We start from the raw sequence: 20973 nt of genomic DNA on the forward strand, positions 1-20973 counted from the left end.
CGCGTCGTCGGCATCTTCCCCAACGAAGATGCCATCACCCGCCTCGTCGGCGCGCTCCTGCTCAAGCAGAACGACGAATGGGCAGTCCAGCGAGGACGTTACATGACGCTGGAAAGCGTCGCGCAGTTGAGCGATGATCCCGCCGTCACGCTGCCGCCCATGGCCGCCTAATCGATACCGGCTTGCCCGGACATCGATGCGGCTACGCCGCCAAAGCTACACCACTCGGTGGGACATGACCGCTCCGGTCCGCAGGGTTCCGGGTGAGCCGCACAGACATGCGCTTTGTTGCGAAAAAGTGACAGCAATAGAATATTGATGTCCGTTTCCGCGGTTTGAGTGACAATCTGTTGCGGTGCAGCGTGTTCGCACCGAAGCTGGTGTCCGGTTCAGTTCTGAGATCGGGGGCCGGACATGACGACGGTCGAGACCATGGTGCGGGGGGCGAGCGTGCCGGCGCTGATGCTGTTCGCGGCGACGGTGGTGCACGGCCAGTCGGTGGGTATCGTTTGGCTATGTCCGGTGATCCGGTTCGCTGTAGCAGGATGGTCAGCCGACCCCGGTGTGGGCCGGGATGTGCGGCCGCCGGCTTGGTCCGATGCGTGCCACCGGCGCCAAGTTGCTGTGATCGCGGGCATACAGATGAATGTCCGATCCGATCATCTTTCAACAAATCTTTCAAAAATGATCGATCACCCTCTTGTGTTTCAATTTTAATTGCGGAAGAATGCACCTACAGGGATTAAATCAAAGAAGAGCATGAAGTCGGAAAAGGCCGCGGTCTGCGGCTTATTTTCGACGCAAGATGCCTGCTTTGTCCTGTAGATTTATATCGCTGTCTCATATCGTGTGTGGCTTTACTATGAAACTACAAACAAGAACATAATCCTGGAGAGGATCCTGCTGGGCTAACCAGATATAGGGGGTCTTCATGGTTCAATCTGCACGCGATATTTCACGATCTGCATTGATCGCATCGATGCTGTGCGCGGCGACGGGGGTTTCCGCACAGGCCGTACCCGAACAATATGCAGCGGCCGACATGATGCCCGATGCGGCGATGGCACCCGGATCTGCGGCCGGCCTGTCGGAGGACAATGAGGTCATCGTCACGGGGACGCGGGCGCTGGGGATCACCGCGGCCGAGAGCGCCACGCCGATCAAGGTGTTGAGCGCCGAAGCCCTCAGCCATGTCGGTCAGCCCAATCTGAACCAGGTCCTGACGCAGCTGGTGCCGTCCTTTACCGCGCAGGCCTTTGGCGGCGATACGGCGAACCTGACGCTTTCGGCGCGATTGCGCGGTCTGAGCCCCAACCACACGCTGGTCCTGGTCAATGGCAAGCGGCGGCACGGCACGGCCAATCTGGCCGTCCTGGGTGGCCCCTATCAGGGTGCGGCGACGGCCGATCTCGACATGATCGCGCCGGGATCGATCAAGCGGATCGAGGTCCTGGAGGACGGCGCAGCGGCGCAATATGGATCGGATGCGATCGCCGGCGTCATCAACATCCTGCTGAAGGACGATTCGGACGATTTCAGCGGTAACGTGACCGCCGGCAAGCATTACAAGGTCGGTGGCGGCACCTATGCCGGAACCGCGCATCTGGCGACGAAGATCGGGGACGCGGGGTTCGTTAACCTGACCCTGTTCCACCGCTATCACGACTTCACGCAGATCGGCGGGCTCGACCGGCGCGTCACCGATGCCGGTGGGAACCTGGCCAGCGGGCTGAGCGCGATCCAGCGCCAGCTTTATCCCGGCATTCCGGGTTTCCCCTATGTCAACAAGATCAACGGCGATGCCGAATCCCGGCTCACTACGGCGCAATATAATGCCGGCTATGACCTGGGCGCCGTCCAGCTTTACAGTTTCGGCACCTATGGCCGGCGGATCGCGTCCGCCTATGAGAACCTTCGCGTGCCGACCCGGGTGTCGCGGACCGTGGGTGGCGTCACCACCTATTTTGATCCGCAGGGCGACAGCCCGGTCAACGGGTTCAGCCCGCGCGAAAAGATCCGTGAGGATGATTTCGGCGTTACGGGCGGCGTGAAGGGCGAAATCGCGGGCTTCCGGTTCGACCTGAGCAACACCTACGGTGTCGACAAGAACCTGATCTATACCGTGGATTCCGCCAACGCCTCGCTCTACGCCGATACCGGGTTCACGCCGACCGACTTCTATGACGGGTATTTCAAGGCGAGCGAGTGGACCATCAACGCGGATTTCAGCCGCGAGTTCGAACTGGGGATGGCCGCGCCGCTGAACGTGGCGTTCGGATATGAGCATCGCAAGAACGCGTATGAAATCGGATCGGGCGATCCCGGGTCGATCTACAAGGAAGGCGCGCAATCCTATCCCGGGTTCCGTCCATCGGACGCGGGCCGCAACACGCGCAACAACGAAGCCGTCTATCTGGACATTGCGGCGCAGCCGGTCGACGGTTTGAAGCTGGACGGCGCGATGCGGTACGAACATTATTCGGACTTCGGCGGCACGACCAATTTCAAGGGGACCGGGCGCTACGACTTCTCGGACATGTTCTCGTTGCGCGGGACCGCCGCCACCGGTTTCCGCGCGCCGACGCTGGCCGAAAGCTTCTATTCCGCCACCAACGTGTCGCCGACATCGGCCTTCGTGCAGTTGCCCGCCAATTCCGCGGCGGCGAAGTTGCTCGGCTTCAGCAATCTGAAGCCCGAGAAATCGACGAATTTCAGCCTGGGGACGGTCATCCGGCCGATGTCGCGGCTGACGTTCACGATCGACGCGTATCAGGTGAAGATCCGGAACCGCATCCTGGGCACCGGATCCCTGTTTGGCGGCGGTGGCGGCACGGTCACGATCGGGGGGCAGGAATATTCGGTCAACTTCCCCGGCGTGACGGCGGCGATCATCGCCAACGGCAATGTCCTGGACCCCACCGTCGATCAGACCGGGATCAACATCTTCACCAACGGCGCCGACACGCGGACGCGCGGGATCGATCTGGTCGCGAGCCTGGCGACGGACTTTGGCGATGCCGGGCAGGTCAACTGGACGATCGCGGCCAATTACAACAAGACCAAGATTACCAAATTGGGCGTCGCGCCCGCGCAGCTGACGCCGACGCTGGTCAGCAATCCCTCGGTCCGGGCGCCGAACCCCGTGGACCTGTTCGATCTGGAAGCACGATCCAACCTGGAAAGCGCGTCGCCACGCGTGAAGGTAGTGGCATCGGCCTTCTACACGCTCGATCGTCTGTCCGCGACGTTGCGCGGGACGGTCTATGGCAAGAGTTCGGCCTATACCACGCCCAACGGCGCCGATTACTATCTGCAGAAAATCAACACCGCGTTTATAGGCGACATCGAGCTGAACTACAAGCTGACCGATTCATTCGAATTTTCGCTGGGTGCGAACAATGTGTTCAACAAGCGCCCGCCGACGGTCGGGCTGGTCCCCGGTACGACCAATTTCTCGCTGATCAACGGCGGGAACGTCATCGATGCGCCGCTGACGTTCAGTCCTTACGGCATCAACGGCGGCTATTATTATGCCCGGATCAATTTCGACTTCTGATTGATAACAAGATATACGACGCGTAAATATAGGGGAGCATTATGAGGGTTCATTCAAAATCGAAGCTCTTGATCCTGGCGGCGGCCGTTGCGGCAGCCGCCCCCGCCGTGGCCGCACCGTTGGTGCGGCACAAGGGCGCGCCCGATGCCATCATCCTGCAAGGCGTGACGGTACCGGCGGGAAGCGAGACCCTGATCCTGAGCGGGCAGCTGGCCAGCCCGATCGATCCGTCGCGCCCCGCGACCACGATCGCCGATTATGGGGACACGAAGACCCAGACGGTTTCGACGTTCAAGCGGATCGAGACCATCCTGAAGGCGCATGGCTATGCGATGGGCGATGTCGTGAAACTGACCGTGTTCGTCGCCGGCGATGCGAAGCTGGGCGGCAAGATGGATTTTGCCGGCTTCAACGACGGGTACAAACAGTTTTTCGGAACCCCGGAGCAGCCCAATCTGGTCGCCCGATCGACGGTGCAGGTCGCGGCGCTGGCGGGGCCGATGTACCTGATCGAAATCGAGGCGATTGCGGTGAAGGCGCCGCAATGATCCGTATCTTCCCATCCTTCCGGAACAGGCGGCCACAGCCATGGTGATGACACGACGATCCTTCCTGGAAGGACTGGCGGCGATCGGCGGGACGTCGTTGCTGATGACGGGCATGGAGGCGTTCGGCATGGACCTGGCGTCCGCCGCGACCGCGCCGCCGCCCTTGGCCGGGGGCGGCGCCGGCCGTTCCGTCATCATCCTGGGTGCCGGCGTCGCGGGGCTGACCTCCGCCTATGAACTTGGCAAGGCGGGCTATGACGTGACCGTGATCGAAGCGCGGGGCTTTGCCGGCGGCCGATCGCAGACCGCGCGCAAGGGCTTCCAACTGACCGAACTGGGCGGGGAGACGCAGACCTGCACGTTCGACGAGGGGCTGTATATCAACCATGGCCCGTGGCGGATCCCGTTCCATCAGCGATCGACGCTGCATTACATCAAGGAGTTCGGCGTCGACGTCGAGCTGTTTAACAACGACAATGAAAACAGCTACGCCTTTTTCACCAAGGGCAGCGGACCGCTTGCCAATCGTCCCGTGCGCAAGCGCGAGATCGCGTCGGATGCGCGCGGCCATGCCGCGGAGATCCTGGCCAAGACGGTGCAGTCGGGCGCGCTGGACCAGCAGTTCACCGCCGCGGACCGCGACCTGTTCCTCGCCTATCTGAAAAGCGAGGGGTATCTGGAGGGCGCCGACCATCGCTATGGCGGCAGCGAGAGCCGTGGCTGGATCGTGAAGCCCGGCGCCGGGCTGGTCGCGGGGGAGCCGACCAAGCCCTATGCCTTTACCGACGTGCTGCATTCCGAGGCCTGGCGCGTGCTGGCGTCGGTTTCGGAGTGGGACCAGCAGCGGACGATGTTCCAGCCGAAGGGCGGGATGGCGATGCTGCCGGCCGGCTTCGTCCGTCATGTCGGCGACAAGATCCGGTATGCGACCGTGGTCGAGAAGATCCGGCAGAATGACAAGGGCGTGTCCGTCAGTGTCGTCGATGCCAAGGGCCAGCGCAGCGTCGTCAAGGGCGATTGGTGCATCTGCACGATCCCGCTGTCCGTGCTGAAGATGATCGATCACGGCCTGTCGCCCGCGCACAAGACCGCGATGGAAGGCGTCGCCTATGCCCCGGTCGGCAAGATCGGGTTGCAGATGAAGCAGCGTTTCTGGGAAGAGAAGCACTGGATCTATGGCGGGCATGTCTACACCGACGATCCCGATATTGGCAGCATCTCGCTGCCGTCGACGGGATGGCTGGGGCAGAAGGGCGTGCTGCTCGGTTATTACAACTTCATCGGATCGGCGGCCAAGGTCAGCGCGCTGTCGCCCGCCGATCGGGCCAAGTTCGCGGTCGATTTCGGGCAGAAGATCTTTCCGGAATATGCCGAAAGTTTCGAGAGCGCCTTTTCCGTCGCGTGGCACCGGGTGCAATATAATCTGGGTGGCTGGGCGGTCTGGAACGAAGCGGCGCGGGCCCGCGACTATCCGGTGCTGTTGCGGCCGGACCGGCGTATCTACCTGGCGGGCGAACATCTGAGCCATCTGGGTGGCTGGCAGGCGGGCGGGATCGAATCCGCCTGGATGCAGATCGATGCGCTGCACAAGCAGGCGTCCGCGTCATGATCGCGATCGTGCGATCCGAAAGGAGGCTTCCATGATCCGACATGTTGCGGCCGGGACGGCCATGCTGGCCACCGCGGCGTTGCTGCTGGCGCAAGCGCCCGGCGCCGCGGCGGCGCCGGTCACGTCCGGGCAGCAGATCTTCGCCCAGAATTGCGCCGCCTGTCATCAGCCGGCGGGGCAGGGCATACCGGGCGCCTTTCCCGCGCTGGCGCGCAACAAGTTCGTGACGGGCGATCCAGCCAAGGTCGCGCAGCTGTTGCTGAACGGCCGAGGCGGGATGCCGACGTTCCGCGACGGACTGGACGATGCGCAGATCGCCGCGGTGGCGTCGTTCGTGCGATCAAGCTGGGGCAACAGGGCGCCGCCGGTACCGGTCGCGCTGGTCGCGAAGTGGCGGGGCGGCGCGGAGAAGGCGATCGATCGGCCGATGCCGGGGCATTGAGCCGGGCGTTGCGGTTCCGCCAAGGAGCGCGCCATGTTGCCGGGTCGCGCGGTGAACCATCGCCGCGTCGTGCGGGTGTGTGACGTTCGTCAAACCGGATCGGAATGCAGATCGTCGATCCGCCCGGACGGCGTTGATTGGTGGAGCAGACGCGCGAGCAGAGTGATGGCCGCGCGGGTGGCGTCGCGATCCGGCATCAGCCGATTGGCGATCGACAGTCCGCGAACCGACCAGACCATCAGCCGCATCAAGGCCCGTGCTTCCTCCTGATTCCCACCCAGATTGCTCCGCATGGCGGCAAGAGCCTCGTTTTCCACCACTGCCTGCATCGCGACGACGTCATTTGCGAGCTCCGGATCGCTATACGTCGCCTGAAGGATTTCGAGGACCGCCATCCCCGACGGCTGGCTGAGCACGTCCCACAGGATCGTGGGCCAGTCGGCAATCCGCTGGCCCGACCGGCCACTGGACACGGTTTCGTGATATTGTGCGTTTTCCCGCCGATAGACCGTCACGATCACTTCCGCCATCAAGGCCGCGCGCGTGCCGAAATGGTGCAGGATCGCGCCGCGGCTGACGCCGGCACGCTCGGCGATCAGCGCCGTGCTCGCCCCATTATAGCCGCGGGCGTTCACGACATCGATCGTCGCGTCGATCAGCGCCAGACGGGTTTTGGTGGTGCGCTCCAGCTGCGTCCGCCGTGTAATCGATCGTCTCCCTCGGTCTGCGACCGCTGCCAGATCGCATAATCCGCTCCGCCCGCAAACATCCAAAACTTACATGCGTTCTTGAACGCATGTAAAAATCGTGCCAAAAGGAAAAAAACGGTAGGGAGGGGAAATCATGCGACTCTGGAAATTGCTGGCAGGCGCCGGGATGATGGCGATGGCGGCCGTGACGCACGCGCAGGAGCGCGCGCCCGATCCGGCCCTTGCCGACACAACGGCCGATGCGGGGTCCGCCGACATCGTGGTCACGGCCCAGCGGCGGAGCGAGAGCATCCAGCGGGTGCCGGTCAGCCTGACCGCAGTCACCGCCGACACGTTGCGGGCGCAACAGATCAACGATCTCACGCAGCTGACCCGCGCGGCGCCCACGCTGCAGATCGGCGGGGATTCCACGTTCGCGGTGCGCGGGGTCGGCACGATCTCGTTTTCGGGTACGATCGACTCCAGCGTCGCGCTGGCCATCGACGACGTCAACTACGCGCGGCCGATCCTGAATTCGGCCAAGTTCATGGATCTGGAGCGGGTGGAGGTGCTGAACGGGCCGCAAGGCCTGCTGTTCGGCAAGAACGCGTCCGCCGGTCTTCTCAACATTGTGACCGCACGGCCCAAGCTGGGGCAATTCTCGTCGGTCAGCGAGGTCGAACTCTCGTCCCGCGAGACGCCGGGCGCGGATCGCATCGCGCCCGGCCTGATCGGTCGGCAGACGCTGAACATCCCGCTGGGCAGCATCGCCGCGCTGCGGATCAACGCGCTCTATGGGTATGAAGAGCCGCCGATCAGCTTCGTCGGTACGGTTCCGGCGGGCGTTCGCGACGACATCAACCGGAGATCCTATCAGGTCAAGGGCAAGCTGCTGATCGAGCCCAACGACGCATGGTCGATCTATGCCATCGGCGACTATAACAAGCTGACCGGTACCGGTGGGTTGTTCAACCCGAGCTATCGCCGGCTCGCGACCGGCAGCAACAATCTGGCGCCGCTGACTGCCGTCGGCATCACGGCCAGTCCAGCGAACTTCCTGTTCGCGGGCGAAGGCGGATATTATCGCGACATCGATACTGGCGGTGCGCAGGTCTCCGTCACCCATACGCTTGATTCCGGCATCGAGATCAGCAACCTGGCGGCGTGGCGCTATTACGGGCAGAGCCAGCAGCTCGACATTGACGGGACGGCGCAGAATGCCGCCAGCCTGAACCGCGCCGTCGGTCGTTATGATCAATATTCGGACGAGTTGCGCGTCGCCTTGCCCGCGGGCAACCGGCTGACGGGCCAGGTCGGGCTCTATGCGTTCAAGTCGACGCTGGATTATGACACCGCCCTGGGCGGCAATAATTATCTGCCGACCTTCGTCGCGCGGGGCTTTCCGTTCTGCGTCGGGGCGACTGCGGTGGCCGGCGCCCGGCCACCGACCTGTTCCGTCAGCAACGCGTTGTTCCTCGGCAGCGACCGCGTCTACACGCTGGATACGGAGAGCCTGGCCGGATTTGGTCAGCTGACCTATGCCCTGACCGACGCGCTGAAGCTGATCGCCGGTGGTCGCGTGACCCGTGACACGATCGACATCGACCTGACCCAGGGGCGGTTTCGCTATTTCGTCCCGCTTGGCGGCCCGAGTGTGCGGATCGTCCAGGATTATGCGAACACGAATTTCAGCTGGAAGCTGGGTGCGCAATATCAGGCGACACCCGCAATCATGGCGTACGGCTTCTACGGCCGCGGCTACAAGGGCCCCGGTTTCAACGATCAGGCGCCAAATGCGGCCGCCTCGCTGGTCGTGCGGCCGGAAATCTCGAACACCGGAGAGTTCGGCGTGAAGTCGAGCTTCCTCGATCGGCGGCTGACGGTGAACGTGTCGCTGTTCACGACCAAGTTCAGCGATTTCCAGGTCCAGTCGTTCGACATCGTGTCTCAGTCCTTCATCGTGCAGAACGCGGCGAAGGTACGATCCCGCGGCATCGAAACGACCATCGGGCTGCGGCCGATCGAAGGCCTGGCGATCAATGCGAGCGGCGCGCTGCTGTCGTCGAAATTCTCCAGCTTTCCCGGGGCGCAATGCTATCCGACCCAGGCGACCAGGGGGTGTTCCGCCACGGTCCGGGTGTTCGATGCCGCCGGCCTGACCCTGCCCGTATCGCCCAAATTTACCTCCACGGTGCAGATCGGCTATGACCTGCCGGTCAGCGGCGACGTCGTCCCGTTCATCGGCGGCGATTGGTACCACCGGTCGAGCATCAACTATGCCATAAACCGGTCGCCAGCGACGGGGCTTGGCGCGATCGATCTGTTCGGCATGACCGCGGGCGTACGGGTGGGCGACAATCTGCGCTTCTCGCTATTCTGCAAGAATTGCACGAACCGGTTCGTCCCGACGTCGTTGAGCACGGATGCCGGCGACGCAACGTCCACGCCCAACAAGCTGACCAACCTGCAGACGTTCAACCTCGATTCCGTGCGGACGATCGGTACCGCATTGCGATTTGGATTTTGATGATGCCGAAATTTTCAGATCTTTCGAACGCCGGGCGCCGGGTGGTGTTGAAGGCGGGCGCGCTGGCGTCGATCGCGGCTGCGGCCCCGGTGGCGGCACAGCGGATCGCGCGCCCGTCGAAAGCCAAGACGTTTCCCGCCGGATTCCTGTGGGGAGCAGCGACCGCCGCCCACCAGGTCGAAGGCAACAACGTCAATTCGGACGTTTGGGCGATCGAGCATGTCAAGCCATCCCCTTTTGCCGAGTCCTCGGGCGATGCATGCGACAGCTTTCATCGTTGGCCGCTCGACCTGGACATTGTCCGCTCCCTCGGTCTGAACAGCTATCGCTTCTCGCTCGAATGGGCGCGGATCGAGCCGGCGGAGAACGAATTTTCACTTGCCATGCTCGATCACTACAAGGCGATGATCGACGGGTGCCGTGCCCGTGGACTGAAGCCCGTCGTGACGCTCAATCATTTCACCTGCCCGCGCTGGTTCGCGTTGAAGGGTGGTTGGACCAATGCCGACGCTCCGCTGCTGTTCGCGCGATTTGCGGACCGGGTCGCGCGCCACATGGCGGCGGGTATCCATGCGGTCGTGACGCTCAACGAGCCGAACCTGATGCCGCTGTTGCGGTGGAAGCTGCCGCCGCAGGCCTTTGGCGACGCGGATGCGGTGCGGGCCGCCGCTGCGAAGGCGTATGGCGGCACGAATTTCGTGGCGATGTTCGTCGAAAGCCCGGCGCAGACCAAGGTCATCCAGCCCATTCTGATGAAGGCGCACACGGCCGCCAAGGCCGCGATCAAGGCGGTACGGCGCGACCTGCCGGTCGGCGTGAGCCTGGCGATCGAGGACGATCAGCCCGCCGGTCCCAGCAGCCGACGGGATGAGAAACGCGCCTATTGCTATGATGACTGGCTGAGCCTCGCGCAGCATGACGATTTCGTCGGCGTGCAGAATTACGAACGGCAGCGGGTCGGCGACAAGGGCGATCTGCCGCCACCCGCCGACGCGCCCAAGAGCACGCGCGGCACGGAAATCTATCCTGCGTCGCTGGCCGGTGCGGCGCGCTACGCCTGGGAACGGGCCAGGGTGCCGGTGCTGGTGACCGAGCATGGCATCGGCACCGACGACGACCGACAGCGCGCGGCGTTCATTCCTGCGGCATTGGCGGACTTGAAGGCAGCAATGGCCGCCGGTGTGCCGGTGCTGGGCTACATTCACTGGTCCTTGCTCGATAATTTCGAGTGGGTGTTCGGTTACGGGCCCAAGTTCGGATTGTGCAGCGTCGATCGCACGACCTTCCGCCGCACGCCGAAGCCAAGCGCCGCTGTCCTCGCCACGATCGCGCGCGGCAACGCGGTATGAGCGCCGGCCCGTTCGTCGACCGACGCGCGCTGCTGATCGGTGGTGCGGCGTTGGCAGCGAGCGGGCGAGCGGGTGCTGTCCCGGGCGCGACATGGGATGCCGATGGCACGCTAGCGTTGCGGCAGGGTCGTATCCGGGGCCGGGCGCAGCAGGGCGTGGTCGCGTTCAAGGCCATTCCCTATGCCGCGCCGCCGATCGGGCCGAACCGGTTCCGGGCACCACAGCCGGCACGATCCTGGTCGGGTGTGCGCGACGGGAGCGCCTGGGCGCCTGCACCCATCCAGCCCGACCCCGCCTATGTCGCGTCGCCCGAGGAGTATTTCGGTACCGCCGAACGGTCCGAGGATTGTCTGTACCTGAACATATTCGCGCCCGATGCACCCGGGCCGCACCCGGTGTATGTCTGGGTGCACGGAGGCGGCAACGAGTCCGGTGCCGCGTCGCAGGCGCCGTTCGACACCGGTACCTTCGCCAGGAAGGGGATCGTGTGCGTGACGGTGGGTTACCGCGTCGGCGCACTGGGCTTTCTGGAGCTGGGCGCAGTGCTGGGGCGCGCATGGCGCGGCAGTGGCAACAACGGCCTGAAGGATATCGTTGCGGCGCTGCGGTGGGTGCAAGCCAATATCGCTGCCTTTGGCGGCGACCCGGCCCGCGTGACGCTGGGCGGTGAGTCCGCGGGCGGCAAGAATGTCGTCTCGCTGATGGCGGCACCATCGGCACGCGGGTTGTTCAAGCGCGCCATCGTGGAAAGCGGGGGTGAAACGCTCTGCGACGTGCCGCGGGCGACGGCGCTGGGGCGCATGGCGGGCACATGGCTGGAACGGCGCGGGCAGCCTGCCGAGGCGCTCCGCACGCTGTCTACCGCCGACATTCTGGCGCTTCAGGCCGATCTCGCCGCCGGATATGGGCGGCCGTTCCCATTCCGTGCGATGATCGGGGACGATTTCCTCCCACGACCACCGTTGGCCGCCATGCAGGCGCGAGCGGCCGCCGGCGTCGGTTTGTTGATCGGCACCAACCGGGATGAGGCAATCGTGTTTCTCGACCGGAAGCGGATTGGCCAGCCACTGGCGCAGTCCGAACTCAGCAACATTGATCTGGCGATCGCGGCGCCGGTGTTCGATCGCTATCGCGCACGGTACCCGGACCTGTCGCCGATCCAGTTGCGCGTCCAGTTCCTGACCGCCGAGGAATATTGGCGGTCGTCCATGCAGATCGCGTTCGCGCATGCGGCGGTCGGCGCTGCGCCGACCTATGTCTATCGGTTCGACCGCACAGCGGAGAGCGGGCCATTTGCGGGTTGGGCAAGCCATGTCGCAGAGATGGGATATGCCTGGGGGCGGCTGGACACCCCGATCGGGCGTGCTTTCGGGCAGTTGCCGACACCGGCCAATCAGGCGCTGGCGACGGAAATGCATGATCGCTGGGCCGCTTTCATCATTCATGGCTCCCCCGATCATCATGGGGCGGTGATGTGGCCGTCGCTGACACGATCCCGGGCGGAAGTGCGGTTCGGCGATGGGCCGACCCATGTCGCGCCGATCGACGAAGACGCCTTGGCGCTTTGGACGTAGGCCGCAAGGGCGACCTGAGCCTTGCCGATCGACGGGAGGCCGAGGCCGGCATGACGGGTCGCGGCGTTGGAAAGCGCACAATCGGGACTGCCGACGCGCTCCCCACAGCGAACGATAGTGATAATCACTTGCAATAGCGGTTGCAGGCGATAAGGAGTGCGGACGCCCGCTGGAGGACCGCACGCTCATGACCTTTGCCCTTGCCCTGCTCGCCGTATCGGCGGTCGCCGCCGTCGGGGACGAGAATCCGGCTGCCTCTGCGCGCGACGAGATCGTCGTGACCGGGCAGCGGACCGAAGGCACGGATGATTATGGGGTGAAGGCGCAGAGCACGGCCACGCGGTTTGCGCTGAGCCAGCGTGAAACGCCGCAATCGGTCAGCGTCGTCACGCGCGCGCAGATCCAGGATTTTCAACTCAACGATGTCAACGCGCTGCTGGCGACGGTGCCCGGCATCACCGTCCAGGCGCAGGAGACCGACCGCTTTTATTATTCCGCGCGCGGGTTCGACATCCAGACATTCCAGATCGACGGCATCGGCCTGCCGTTCGCATTCGCGGTGCAGACCGGTTCGATCGACACCGCAATCTATGACCGGATCGAGGTGCTGCGCGGTGCGCCGGGGCTGTTGTCGTCGACCGGCAATCCATCGGCGGTCGTCAATTTCATCCGCAAGCGTCCGAGCCTGACCCCGAACGCGTCGTTCAGCGCGCAATATGGATCGTTCGACCATGTCCGTCTGGACGGTGATGTCAGCATGCCGTTGAACAAGGATGGCAGCATCCGGGCCCGCGCGGTCGGGGCGTTGCTCGACACCGACAGCTATCTCGATCGCTACCATCTGCGCCGCTGGACCGGCTATGGCATCGTCGAGGCCGATGTCGGGGCGAATACGGTGGTCAGCGGCGGTTATGGGCATCAGGATCACCAGACCCGCGGCGCGATGTGGGGCGCGCTGCCGCTATACTATACCGACGGCACGCGGATTCCGCTGGCGCGGTCGACCAACACCGGGCCGGACTGGGCCGGCTGGAACGTGGTGGACCGCCAGATCTTCGGCGACATCACGCACCGGTTCGGGAATGGCTGGACCGCCAAGATCAGTGCGGTGCGCCGCGCGAACAGCGAGAATGACCGCAATTTCTATGTCTATGGCAATCCGGACAGGATCACCGGCGGCGGCATCTTCAGTTATCCCGGCGCATTCCGGGGCGAGGGCCGCAACCTGACCGTCGATGCCCATGTCGCCGGGACCGTGGCGCTGTTCGGCCGCGACCATGACGTGATGCTGGGCGTCAACCGCAGCGCGCAGCAATATCGGCAGGATTCAAGCTATGAGACCGCCACCATCGGATTGCCCCTGACGCTGACCACCGCATTCGACGGCAGTTTCCCGTTGCCAAACTTTCCGACGCCGTACACGCCCAGCCTGTCGACCCATACCCGCCGCGAGACCGGTTATGGCCTGGTGCGGATCAATCCGGCCGACCGCCTGAAGATCATGGTCGGCGGCAATTATACCCGCGCGTTCAGCGAGGGCACATCCTATAACACCCCGACCGATTATGACCGGACGAAGTTTCTGCCGTTCGTCGGCGCCACGCTGGACCTGTCGTCCACGATCAGCGGCTATGCGAGTTTCGCCACGATCTTCAATCCGCAGACCCAGTTCGATGCCGACAACCGGCTGCTCGCGCCGATCGAAGGCGACACGATCGAAGCGGGCGTGAAGGGCGAATGGCTGGGTGGCCGGCTGAACGCCAGTGCCGCGATCTTCCAGGCGCGGCAGAAGAATACCGCGGAGGCCGCGGGCTTGGATCCGGTGCTGTTGCGCACCATCTACCGCGGAGTCGACGCGACATCGCAGGGCGTCGAGCTGGAATTCGGAGGTCAGCTGGCGCCGGGTGTGCAGGCGACGGGCGGGTACACGATCATGCGGGTGCGCGGGGATAGAGACGAGCCGGTCCGTACCTTCGTGCCGCGCAACACCGCGCGGCTCAACCTGACCTATTCACCGCCGCCGCTGCCGGCGCTGAAGATCGGCGCTTCGTTCCAGTATCAGAGCCGCATCTACCTGGAACCCGACGGCATCGTTTCAAAGACGACCGGCGAGCAGGTCCGCATCACGCAGAAGGGCTATGCCGTGCTCGACCTGCTCGCGCGCTATGCGTTGACCGAGCGCCTGTCGATCAGCGCCAACCTGAAGAATGTGACCAACGCCAAATATCTGGGCGCACTCAATTTCGATCAGGGCTTCTACAGTGCGCCACGCACGGTGCTTGGCACCATCGGCTGGAATTATTGAGAGCGGTCGCATGATCGCGCTTGCCCTGATCGGCCTTGCGGCCGCGATGCTGTTGATCCGGCTCGGCTGGGGCGGACGTCGCGTGCTGGCGGCGATCGGCTGGGGCCTGGGGATCGTGGGACTGGCCATGCTGACGATCACGGACGGTGCATGGGGACTGGCGATCGGCACCGTCACGGCGATGGCGGTGGCGTTGATCCTGGTGCTGCGCGAGGCGTGGACCGCACCCGCCAGATCGCGCCGCGCGGCGCGGACGGCGCCATCGATCACCCTCCCGCAGCGCCGACGTGACCTGGCCCGCCGGCTGATCGTGTTCATGCTGGTCGTGCCGGGTGCGTTCGCGGCGGCGCAGTGGCTGGCATTTGGCGCGCAGGCCTTCGCGCGGCGCGGCGGCGCGGGGGATGCGGATGCGATCGTCCTGGCGTTGTTCCTGCAACCGACGGCATGGGCCGCGATCATGGCGATCCAGATGACACGCGCGGCACCCGTCCGGATGATCGCCGCGCCGCTGACCGCCGCAATGATCGGCACCATCCTGTGGGAGGTTTCGTGACCCGACCCGATTCACCCCGCCAGAGCATCGTCCAGCGCGCGCTGGGCGGCCACGCCGCGATCGGCCTGCTTGCCAGCGCGCTGATCTACATCCTTGCGCTGACCGGATCGCTGATCGTGATCCACGATCGCTGGCAGCGATGGGAGCAGCCGCTGGTGACCGAAACCCGGTATCTGTCGCCCGATGCCGCGCAACGCGCGATGCAGGCCGTGCTGGCATCGGAGGCAGGCAAGCCCCGGACGGCGCACCTGTATATCCGCATGCCGACCGACGACCTGCCCCGGGCGGTCGTCACCACCGACAATGGCGCCTGGTATGTCGATGGCGCCGGCCGCGTGGTCGGTCGGGAAGCGCATGCCTGGACCGAATTCCTGATCGCGATGCACGAATATCTGCATCTGCCGACGACATGGGGACTTATCCTGGTCGGCGCGCTGGGCGTCATGCTGGTCGTGCTGGTCGTGACCGGCGTGCTGGCGCATCCGCGGATCATTCGCGATGCGTTCCGCCTGCGCATGCGCCACGATCCGCAGATCGCGCGTGCCGACTGGCACAACCGGCTGGGCGTGTGGACGGTGCCGTTCGTGCTGGCCGTGGCATTGACCGGCGCGTTCATCGGGCTTGGCAGCGTCGGGTTCAGCATGCTGGCCCGCGCTTATACCGGCGGCGACATGGAGCGCATCTATGCCCCGATCTTCGGCCAGGACCCGGCGCCCGACGCGGCAAAGGCTCCGCTGGCCGATGCCGCGACGGCGTTGCGCGTGCTGGGCAGGCGGGTTCCGTTCGCCGATCCGACCTATGTCACCATCCACGATCCCGGCACGCGGGGGCAACATATCCAGATCCTGGCCGACCATCCCCGGCGGCTGATCTATGGCGAAAGCTATGTCTTCGATGGGGCGGGGCGGTGGCGAGGCCCGATCGGGCTGTCGAACGGCGCGATCGGCAAGCAGGTGGCGGCGTCGACCTATAATCTGCACTTCGGCAATTATGGCGGACTGGCGGTCGAGATCGCCTATATGCTGCTGGGCGGGGCGCTGTGCGTCGTGACCGCAACGGGCACGACCTTATGGTTGCAGAAGCGCCGCCGCCGCGGCCTTCGCGGTGATCGGCTGGCGGCATGCTGGGACGTCATCCTGTGGGGCGTGCCCCTGCTGTTGCTGGCGATGCTGTGGCTTCGCGCGCTGGCCGGCCCGGATGCACCGCTTGCCGCCGGTTTCTGGAGCAGCCTTGCGGCGGCGATCATCGTGGCCGCGGCCCGGCCGGCCGTGATCGCCCGCGCGCACCTGCGGCGGACCGTGGCGGCGGCCGTGTTGACGACCGCCTGCCTGCACCTGATCGCGTTTCCCGATGCGCCGCCGGGTGTGATCGCCATCGATGCCGTCATCATCGTGCCGTTCGCAACCACCCTGGCGATCCGGTTCGGGCGTCGACGGCGCCCCGCAGCACCGGGCACCGTCCGCACGCTGGAGGAGGTCGGCGGAGCGGCCCGGTGACGAAGCGGCCCCGCGTCCGGCGATGCTATTGCGCCATGCGCATCGTGCCCAGAAAGTCGCGCTTGCCCAGGTTCACGCCCTGCGCCCGCAGGATCGCATAGGCCATGGACGCGTGGAAATAGAAGTTCGGTTGCGAGAAGGAGAGCAGGAAGTTCGCGCCCGTGAAGGGGAAGCGCACTTCGCCAAATTCGAAGCAAGTATCCTGATCGACCAAGGCATCGACCGCCGCCCGGTCCAGTCCGTTCAGATCGGTGATCGCCTGTTGCACGATGGCATGCAGGCTGACGAAATCGGTCGGCCATGGCGACCGGTCCGGGGCGAAGCGCCCCGCCTTCGTGCCGTCGATGGCACCGGCCGAGTGCGCGGCGCAGGATTTCACCTGGTAGCCGAACGGCAGCATGTCGGGCGCAAGCCGCGCATCGATCAGATCGGATGCCGCGCGGCCGCTTTCGGTGCAGGACGCCTCCGCCTTGTCCAGCATGGCGTCGACGGCGGCCAGAATCTGCAGGTTGGAAGGAACGACGGCGTCATAAAGGGACAGGGACATGGCAGGGCTCCGATAAGATCCCTGCGTCTATGGCGCGCCGTGGCCGTCCGGTCCATGCCTCCGATCCGCTTGGGAATCGCGGTTTCGCAGCCCCCGTTTGCGACATCATCCACCGGCTTGTGAGGGAATGGCTGCACGGGTACGTCTGGTCTGCATGACCATGGATCCAAAACGCCGCACCCTGTGTGCGATCATGCTGTTCCTGATTTCGTCGCCGGCCGCGGCGTCGCACCGGGGGTGGGGCAAGGCGAGCGGGATCGCGCGGGATGCGCTGGTCGGTGTCGCGCTGGGCGTGCCGGCGGTGCAGGGCGACTGGCATGGTGATCTGCAGGCGGCGGGAAGCCTGATTGCGACCGGCGGCGCGACCTATGCCTTGAAGGAACTGATCCCCGAGCGCCGCCCGGACGGCAGCGATCGCAAGAGTTTCCCGTCGGGACATACGTCCATCGCATTCGCGGCAGCGGGCACGCTGGAAAATCGATATGGCTGGCAGGCAGGATTGCCGGCGTTTGCACTGGCGACGTTCGTCGGTGTCGCGCGCGTGGAGGCGCGGCGGCATCATTGGTACGACGCGGTCGCCGGCGCGGCATTGGGTACGGGAACCGCGTTCGCCATCACCCGCCAGCGCACGTCCGACGTGCGGCTGGTGCCGTGGGGCGATGGCAGCGGCGGCGGCCTGTCGCTGGCGGCGCGGTTCTGACACGGCACCCGCCGATCCCCCTGACGTGACGTCGTGATGCGGTCGGCATAGCCGCCAAAGGACAGAGATTGACCGGGCGTCTGCGAACCAGGGTAGCCCGGCGGGCCAATGCCCGGCTATACATGATCATGCGACACGCCGCATGTCCGGGAGATCTGCTTTGCGCCTTGCCGTCCTGATCGATGCCGACAATGCATCGCCCAATGTCATCGGGCCGCTGCTGTCGGAGGTGGCGGCGCTGGGGACCGCGGTGGTGAAGCGCATCTACGGCGATTTCACGATGCAGAACCTGGCGGGGTGGCGGAACCCGTTGATGGAACATGCGATCCAGCCGATCCAGCAGTTCCGCAATACCATCGGGAAAAACGCCAGCGACAGCGCGCTGATCATCGATGCGATGGACCTGTTGCATCAGGGCAGCCTGGACGGGTTCTGCCTGGTGACCAGCGACAGCGATTTCACGCGGCTCGCGACCCGGATCCGGGAAAATGGGCTGACGGTGTTCGGATTTGGCGAGAAGAAGACGCCGAAGCCGTTCATCACCGCATGCGACCGCTTCATCTACACCGAATTGTTCCGGCAGAAAGGCGCGGCGGCCGCCGCAGTCGCCAGCGCCCCGGCGGCGGCGGTGAGCAAGCCGGCAAAGGCGCCGCGGACACGGGTGACGGAGCCGGAGCCGGAGGTCGCCGAACCGGTGGCCGCGACCGCGCAGACGCTGAAATCCCCCGCTGATTTTCGCCCGGCACTGGACGAGGCGTTCGATGCGGTGATCGGCGATGACAAGCGCGTTCCGCTGGGCGTGGTCGGCACGCAGATCCAGAAGCTGATGCCCGATTTCGACCCGCGCAACTATGGCATGCGCAAGCTGAGCGATCTGGTCGAGAACGAGAATGGCTATGACATCCTGCGCGAAAAGGTCGCGACCGGCGGCGACCGGCTGTATGTCGAGCGAGTGAGCGCGACGCCGGTGCGGCGGAGCCGCTGATCCCACGGCCGCGGCGGCGCTTTGCGCGATCTTTACCGGACGGCGTGCAGGGATGCCTTGCGCGCGGTGCGATGCGGCGCCAAGGCGAAGGGACGGCGATGACGGGCAGACGGTGGATGGAGCGGGGAATAGCGGGCGCGATCGCCCTGATCGGGCTGGGCGCCGCAACCTGGTATGCCGGAGTCACGTTGCGCCGGCCGGCGCCGGTTCCCGCGCCGCATGTCGTGGCGGCGACGGAACATCCGGTGCAGGCGGTCCGGCCCGTCGCCGCGCCCAAGATCACCAAGCCGCAAGCCGAACCGGCCGAAACGGGCATGGTCATCAAGCGGGTGCTGGACGTGCCGCATCCCTTCACCCACGGCGATTATGTATGGGACGAGGCCGGGGTACCGCCCGGCCCGGTGATCGTCACCGTCGACCTGATGGCGCAGACGCTGTCGATCTTTCGCGGGGGATATGAGATCGGGACCGCGGTGGTGATGTACGGCGCCGACGAGAAGCCGACGCCGCTCGGCATTTTTCCGATCACGCAGAAGGACGCGGATCATGTTTCCAACCTGTATGACGCACCGATGCCCTATATGCTGCGGCTGACCAACGACGGCGTGTCCATCCACGGCAGCAACGTGCGCTATGGATTCGTCAGCCATGGCTGCATCGGGGTGCCGACGCCGTTCGCGGCCAAGCTGTTCAAGGCGGTGAAACTGGGCGACCGCGTGATCGTGACGCGCGGCGAGATGTTGCAGCAGGGGCAGGCAATCACCGCGGCCTGAACCCGGCCGCGGCGATCAATCGGCGATGCGGGTATAGCGGCCGTCGAGATAGACGAGCGGATCGACATCGCCGAACGAGCGCACATCGACCAGGCGGCCGACGAAGATGCCATGCGTGCCATAGCTGAGCGAGACGTCGTTGTGGCAGACGAAGCTGGCCTGCGCATCGGCCAGGATCGGCACGCCGGATGGCCCCGCGATCCAGTCGCCCACCCCGAAGCGATCCTCGCCGCTCATGCCGCCGCCGCAGGCGCGGCTGACCGCTTCATGGCTGTGTCCGAGGACGTTGATGCAGAAGTCCGCACCCGCCGCGAGCGGGGCGTGCAGCGACGCCGACCGGTTGACCGACAGGATCATCGATGGCGGATCCATCGACAGCGCATCGACCGCCGTGGCCGCCATCGCATAGCGCCGGCCTTCGTGCAGGCAGGTGATGACGGTGACCGATTTCGCCATCCGGCGCAGTGCGAGCCGGACCGCGGCGGCCAACGTCGCAGTGTCGGTGGCGGGCGGTAGCGCAGTGGCGTCGGTCGTCGTCATTCGGCGCTCCAGTAGATATCGATCGCAGCCTCGGTCGCGGCCAGCACGCGCCCGATCGGCAGCGTGGATGACGGGCCTTCCTCGATCGCGCGTTCCAGCACCGCCTTCTTCGCATCGCCGGCGATGGTGACGATCATGGCGTGGCCGGCGGCAAGCGCGGGCAGCGTCAGCGTGACGCGGTTGGCGGGGCGATCGGCCGGCATCGGATCGGGACGGACACCGACCGCACGCCGGGCGGCGGGACCGGCGACGGCGTGCTGAAAATCGGGACCCGGGAAGATCGAGGCGGTGTGGCCATCCTCTCCCACGCCCAGCCAGACGAGGTCCGGCGGGAAATGAAGATCGGCCAGCCGCGCATCGGCGGCGCGACCGGCGGCGGCAACATCGTCATCGCGCGTCGCACCCTGCACCAGCGGCACCAGGGTCGCGCCGGTCTTGCCGGCCATGGCTTTCAGCGCGGCGAAATTGCTGAGCGCATCATCATCGGGAACGATACGGTCGTCGGTGAGGGTGATGGCCACCTTGTCCCAGGCGATTTTCCGCTTGCCGAGTTCGGCGAAGATCGCGGCCGGCATGCTGCCGCCGGTCACCGCGAGCAAGGCATGGCCGCGGCCGGTGATCGCGCGTTCGATCACGAATTCGATATCGTCGGCGACCTGTTGCGCGAGGCTCTTGCGGTCCTCGAACTCCCACCATTCCGCTTCGATCATCCTGTCAGGCTCCTTCGGGTGTCGCGCGCTCTTAGCGGAAGGGGGCAAGGGTGGCGAGGGGTGGTCGACC

The 20973-nt window shown here is 65.2% G+C and carries 19 protein-coding genes; 15 read left to right on the plus strand and 4 right to left on the minus strand.

Annotated elements, in window-relative coordinates; all coding sequences use genetic code 11:
- The 6 genes from VF649_RS00615 to VF649_RS00640 form a co-directional block, all read left to right on the plus strand.
- Positions 1 to 171 (plus strand): transposase (locus VF649_RS00615; protein WP_331010093.1); only part of this gene is annotated, 171 nt, incomplete at its 5' end.
- 243 nt (positions 172 to 414) lie between these two features.
- A complete protein-coding gene (locus VF649_RS00620; protein WP_331010017.1) occupies positions 415 to 717 on the plus strand; it encodes a hypothetical protein in 303 nt (100 codons plus the stop codon).
- Positions 718 to 967: 250 nt separating this feature from the next.
- Positions 968 to 3556 carry a TonB-dependent receptor plug domain-containing protein gene (locus tag VF649_RS00625; protein ID WP_331010018.1) on the plus strand — a complete coding sequence of 863 codons (2589 nt, stop codon included), beginning with the start codon at positions 968 to 970 and terminating at the stop codon, positions 3554 to 3556.
- Between the two features lie 41 nt (positions 3557 to 3597).
- Positions 3598 to 4104: a RidA family protein gene (locus VF649_RS00630; RefSeq protein ID WP_331010019.1), complete on the plus strand. Its 507-nt coding sequence runs from the start codon at positions 3598 to 3600 to the stop codon at positions 4102 to 4104.
- A 40-nt stretch (positions 4105 to 4144) separates the two neighbouring features.
- Positions 4145 to 5713: a flavin monoamine oxidase family protein gene (locus VF649_RS00635; RefSeq protein WP_331010020.1), complete on the plus strand. Its 1569-nt coding sequence runs from the start codon at positions 4145 to 4147 to the stop codon at positions 5711 to 5713.
- 31 nt (positions 5714 to 5744) lie between these two features.
- The gene (locus tag VF649_RS00640; protein ID WP_331010021.1) at positions 5745 to 6155 is read left to right on the plus strand and encodes a cytochrome c; all 411 of its coding nucleotides are present in this window, start codon (positions 5745 to 5747) and stop codon (positions 6153 to 6155) included.
- An 89-nt stretch (positions 6156 to 6244) separates the two neighbouring features.
- Here VF649_RS00640 and VF649_RS00645 read toward each other — a convergent pair whose 3' ends face one another.
- A complete protein-coding gene (locus VF649_RS00645) occupies positions 6245 to 6895 on the minus strand; it encodes a helix-turn-helix domain-containing protein (protein WP_331010094.1) in 651 nt (216 codons plus the stop codon).
- 103 nt (positions 6896 to 6998) lie between these two features.
- Here VF649_RS00645 and VF649_RS00650 point away from each other — a divergent pair, with 103 nt between their 5' ends.
- The 6 genes from VF649_RS00650 (at position 6999) to VF649_RS00675 (ending at position 16648) form a co-directional block, all read left to right on the plus strand.
- On the plus strand, positions 6999 to 9371 hold the full coding sequence (locus tag VF649_RS00650; RefSeq protein WP_331010022.1) for a TonB-dependent receptor: 2373 nt from the start codon (positions 6999 to 7001) through the stop codon (positions 9369 to 9371).
- Positions 9372 to 9373: 2 nt separating this feature from the next.
- A complete protein-coding gene (locus VF649_RS00655; protein ID WP_331010023.1) occupies positions 9374 to 10720 on the plus strand; it encodes a glycoside hydrolase family 1 protein in 1347 nt (448 codons plus the stop codon).
- Complete coding sequence (locus VF649_RS00660; RefSeq protein WP_331010024.1) at positions 10717 to 12294, plus strand: carboxylesterase/lipase family protein; 1578 nt, start codon at positions 10717 to 10719, stop codon at positions 12292 to 12294. Before VF649_RS00655 ends, VF649_RS00660 begins: the two co-directional genes overlap by 4 nt.
- Positions 12295 to 12481: 187 nt before the next feature.
- A complete protein-coding gene (locus VF649_RS00665) occupies positions 12482 to 14599 on the plus strand; it encodes a TonB-dependent siderophore receptor (protein WP_331010025.1) in 2118 nt (705 codons plus the stop codon).
- Between the two features lie 10 nt (positions 14600 to 14609).
- Complete coding sequence (locus VF649_RS00670; RefSeq protein ID WP_331010026.1) at positions 14610 to 15152, plus strand: hypothetical protein; 543 nt, start codon at positions 14610 to 14612, stop codon at positions 15150 to 15152.
- Positions 15149 to 16648, plus strand: coding sequence for a PepSY-associated TM helix domain-containing protein (locus VF649_RS00675; RefSeq protein WP_331010027.1), 1500 nt, complete (start codon positions 15149 to 15151; stop codon positions 16646 to 16648). The genes VF649_RS00670 and VF649_RS00675 overlap by 4 nt, the downstream gene beginning before the upstream one ends.
- A gap of 25 nt (positions 16649 to 16673) precedes the next feature.
- Here VF649_RS00675 and VF649_RS00680 read toward each other — a convergent pair whose 3' ends face one another.
- The gene (locus VF649_RS00680; protein ID WP_331010028.1) at positions 16674 to 17195 is read right to left on the minus strand and encodes a DUF1993 domain-containing protein; all 522 of its coding nucleotides are present in this window, start codon (positions 17193 to 17195) and stop codon (positions 16674 to 16676) included.
- Between the two features lie 154 nt (positions 17196 to 17349).
- On the opposite strand from VF649_RS00680, the gene VF649_RS00685 reads away from it, so the two are divergent.
- The 3 genes from VF649_RS00685 (at position 17350) to VF649_RS00695 (ending at position 19653) form a co-directional block, all read left to right on the plus strand.
- Positions 17350 to 17895, plus strand: coding sequence for a phosphatase PAP2 family protein (locus VF649_RS00685; protein WP_331010029.1), 546 nt, complete (start codon positions 17350 to 17352; stop codon positions 17893 to 17895).
- Positions 17896 to 18055: 160 nt separating this feature from the next.
- The gene (locus tag VF649_RS00690) at positions 18056 to 18880 is read left to right on the plus strand and encodes an NYN domain-containing protein (RefSeq protein WP_331010030.1); all 825 of its coding nucleotides are present in this window, start codon (positions 18056 to 18058) and stop codon (positions 18878 to 18880) included.
- 98 nt (positions 18881 to 18978) lie between these two features.
- Positions 18979 to 19653, plus strand: coding sequence for a L,D-transpeptidase family protein (locus tag VF649_RS00695; protein ID WP_331010031.1), 675 nt, complete (start codon positions 18979 to 18981; stop codon positions 19651 to 19653).
- Positions 19654 to 19668: 15 nt separating this feature from the next.
- Here VF649_RS00695 and VF649_RS00700 read toward each other — a convergent pair whose 3' ends face one another.
- Together VF649_RS00700 and pgl are read right to left on the minus strand one after the other, a co-directional pair.
- Positions 19669 to 20193 carry a flavin reductase family protein gene (locus VF649_RS00700; protein ID WP_331010032.1) on the minus strand — a complete coding sequence of 175 codons (525 nt, stop codon included), beginning with the start codon at positions 20191 to 20193 and terminating at the stop codon, positions 19669 to 19671.
- Positions 20190 to 20903: a 6-phosphogluconolactonase gene (gene pgl / locus VF649_RS00705; RefSeq protein ID WP_331010033.1), complete on the minus strand. Its 714-nt coding sequence runs from the start codon at positions 20901 to 20903 to the stop codon at positions 20190 to 20192. Before pgl ends, VF649_RS00700 begins: the two co-directional genes overlap by 4 nt.
- Positions 20904 to 20973 lie beyond the last annotated feature (70 nt).

Origin of the sequence: Sphingomonas sp. (assembly GCF_036387535.1) — a bacterium.
Classification (GTDB): Bacteria; Pseudomonadota; Alphaproteobacteria; order Sphingomonadales; family Sphingomonadaceae; genus Sphingomonas_R.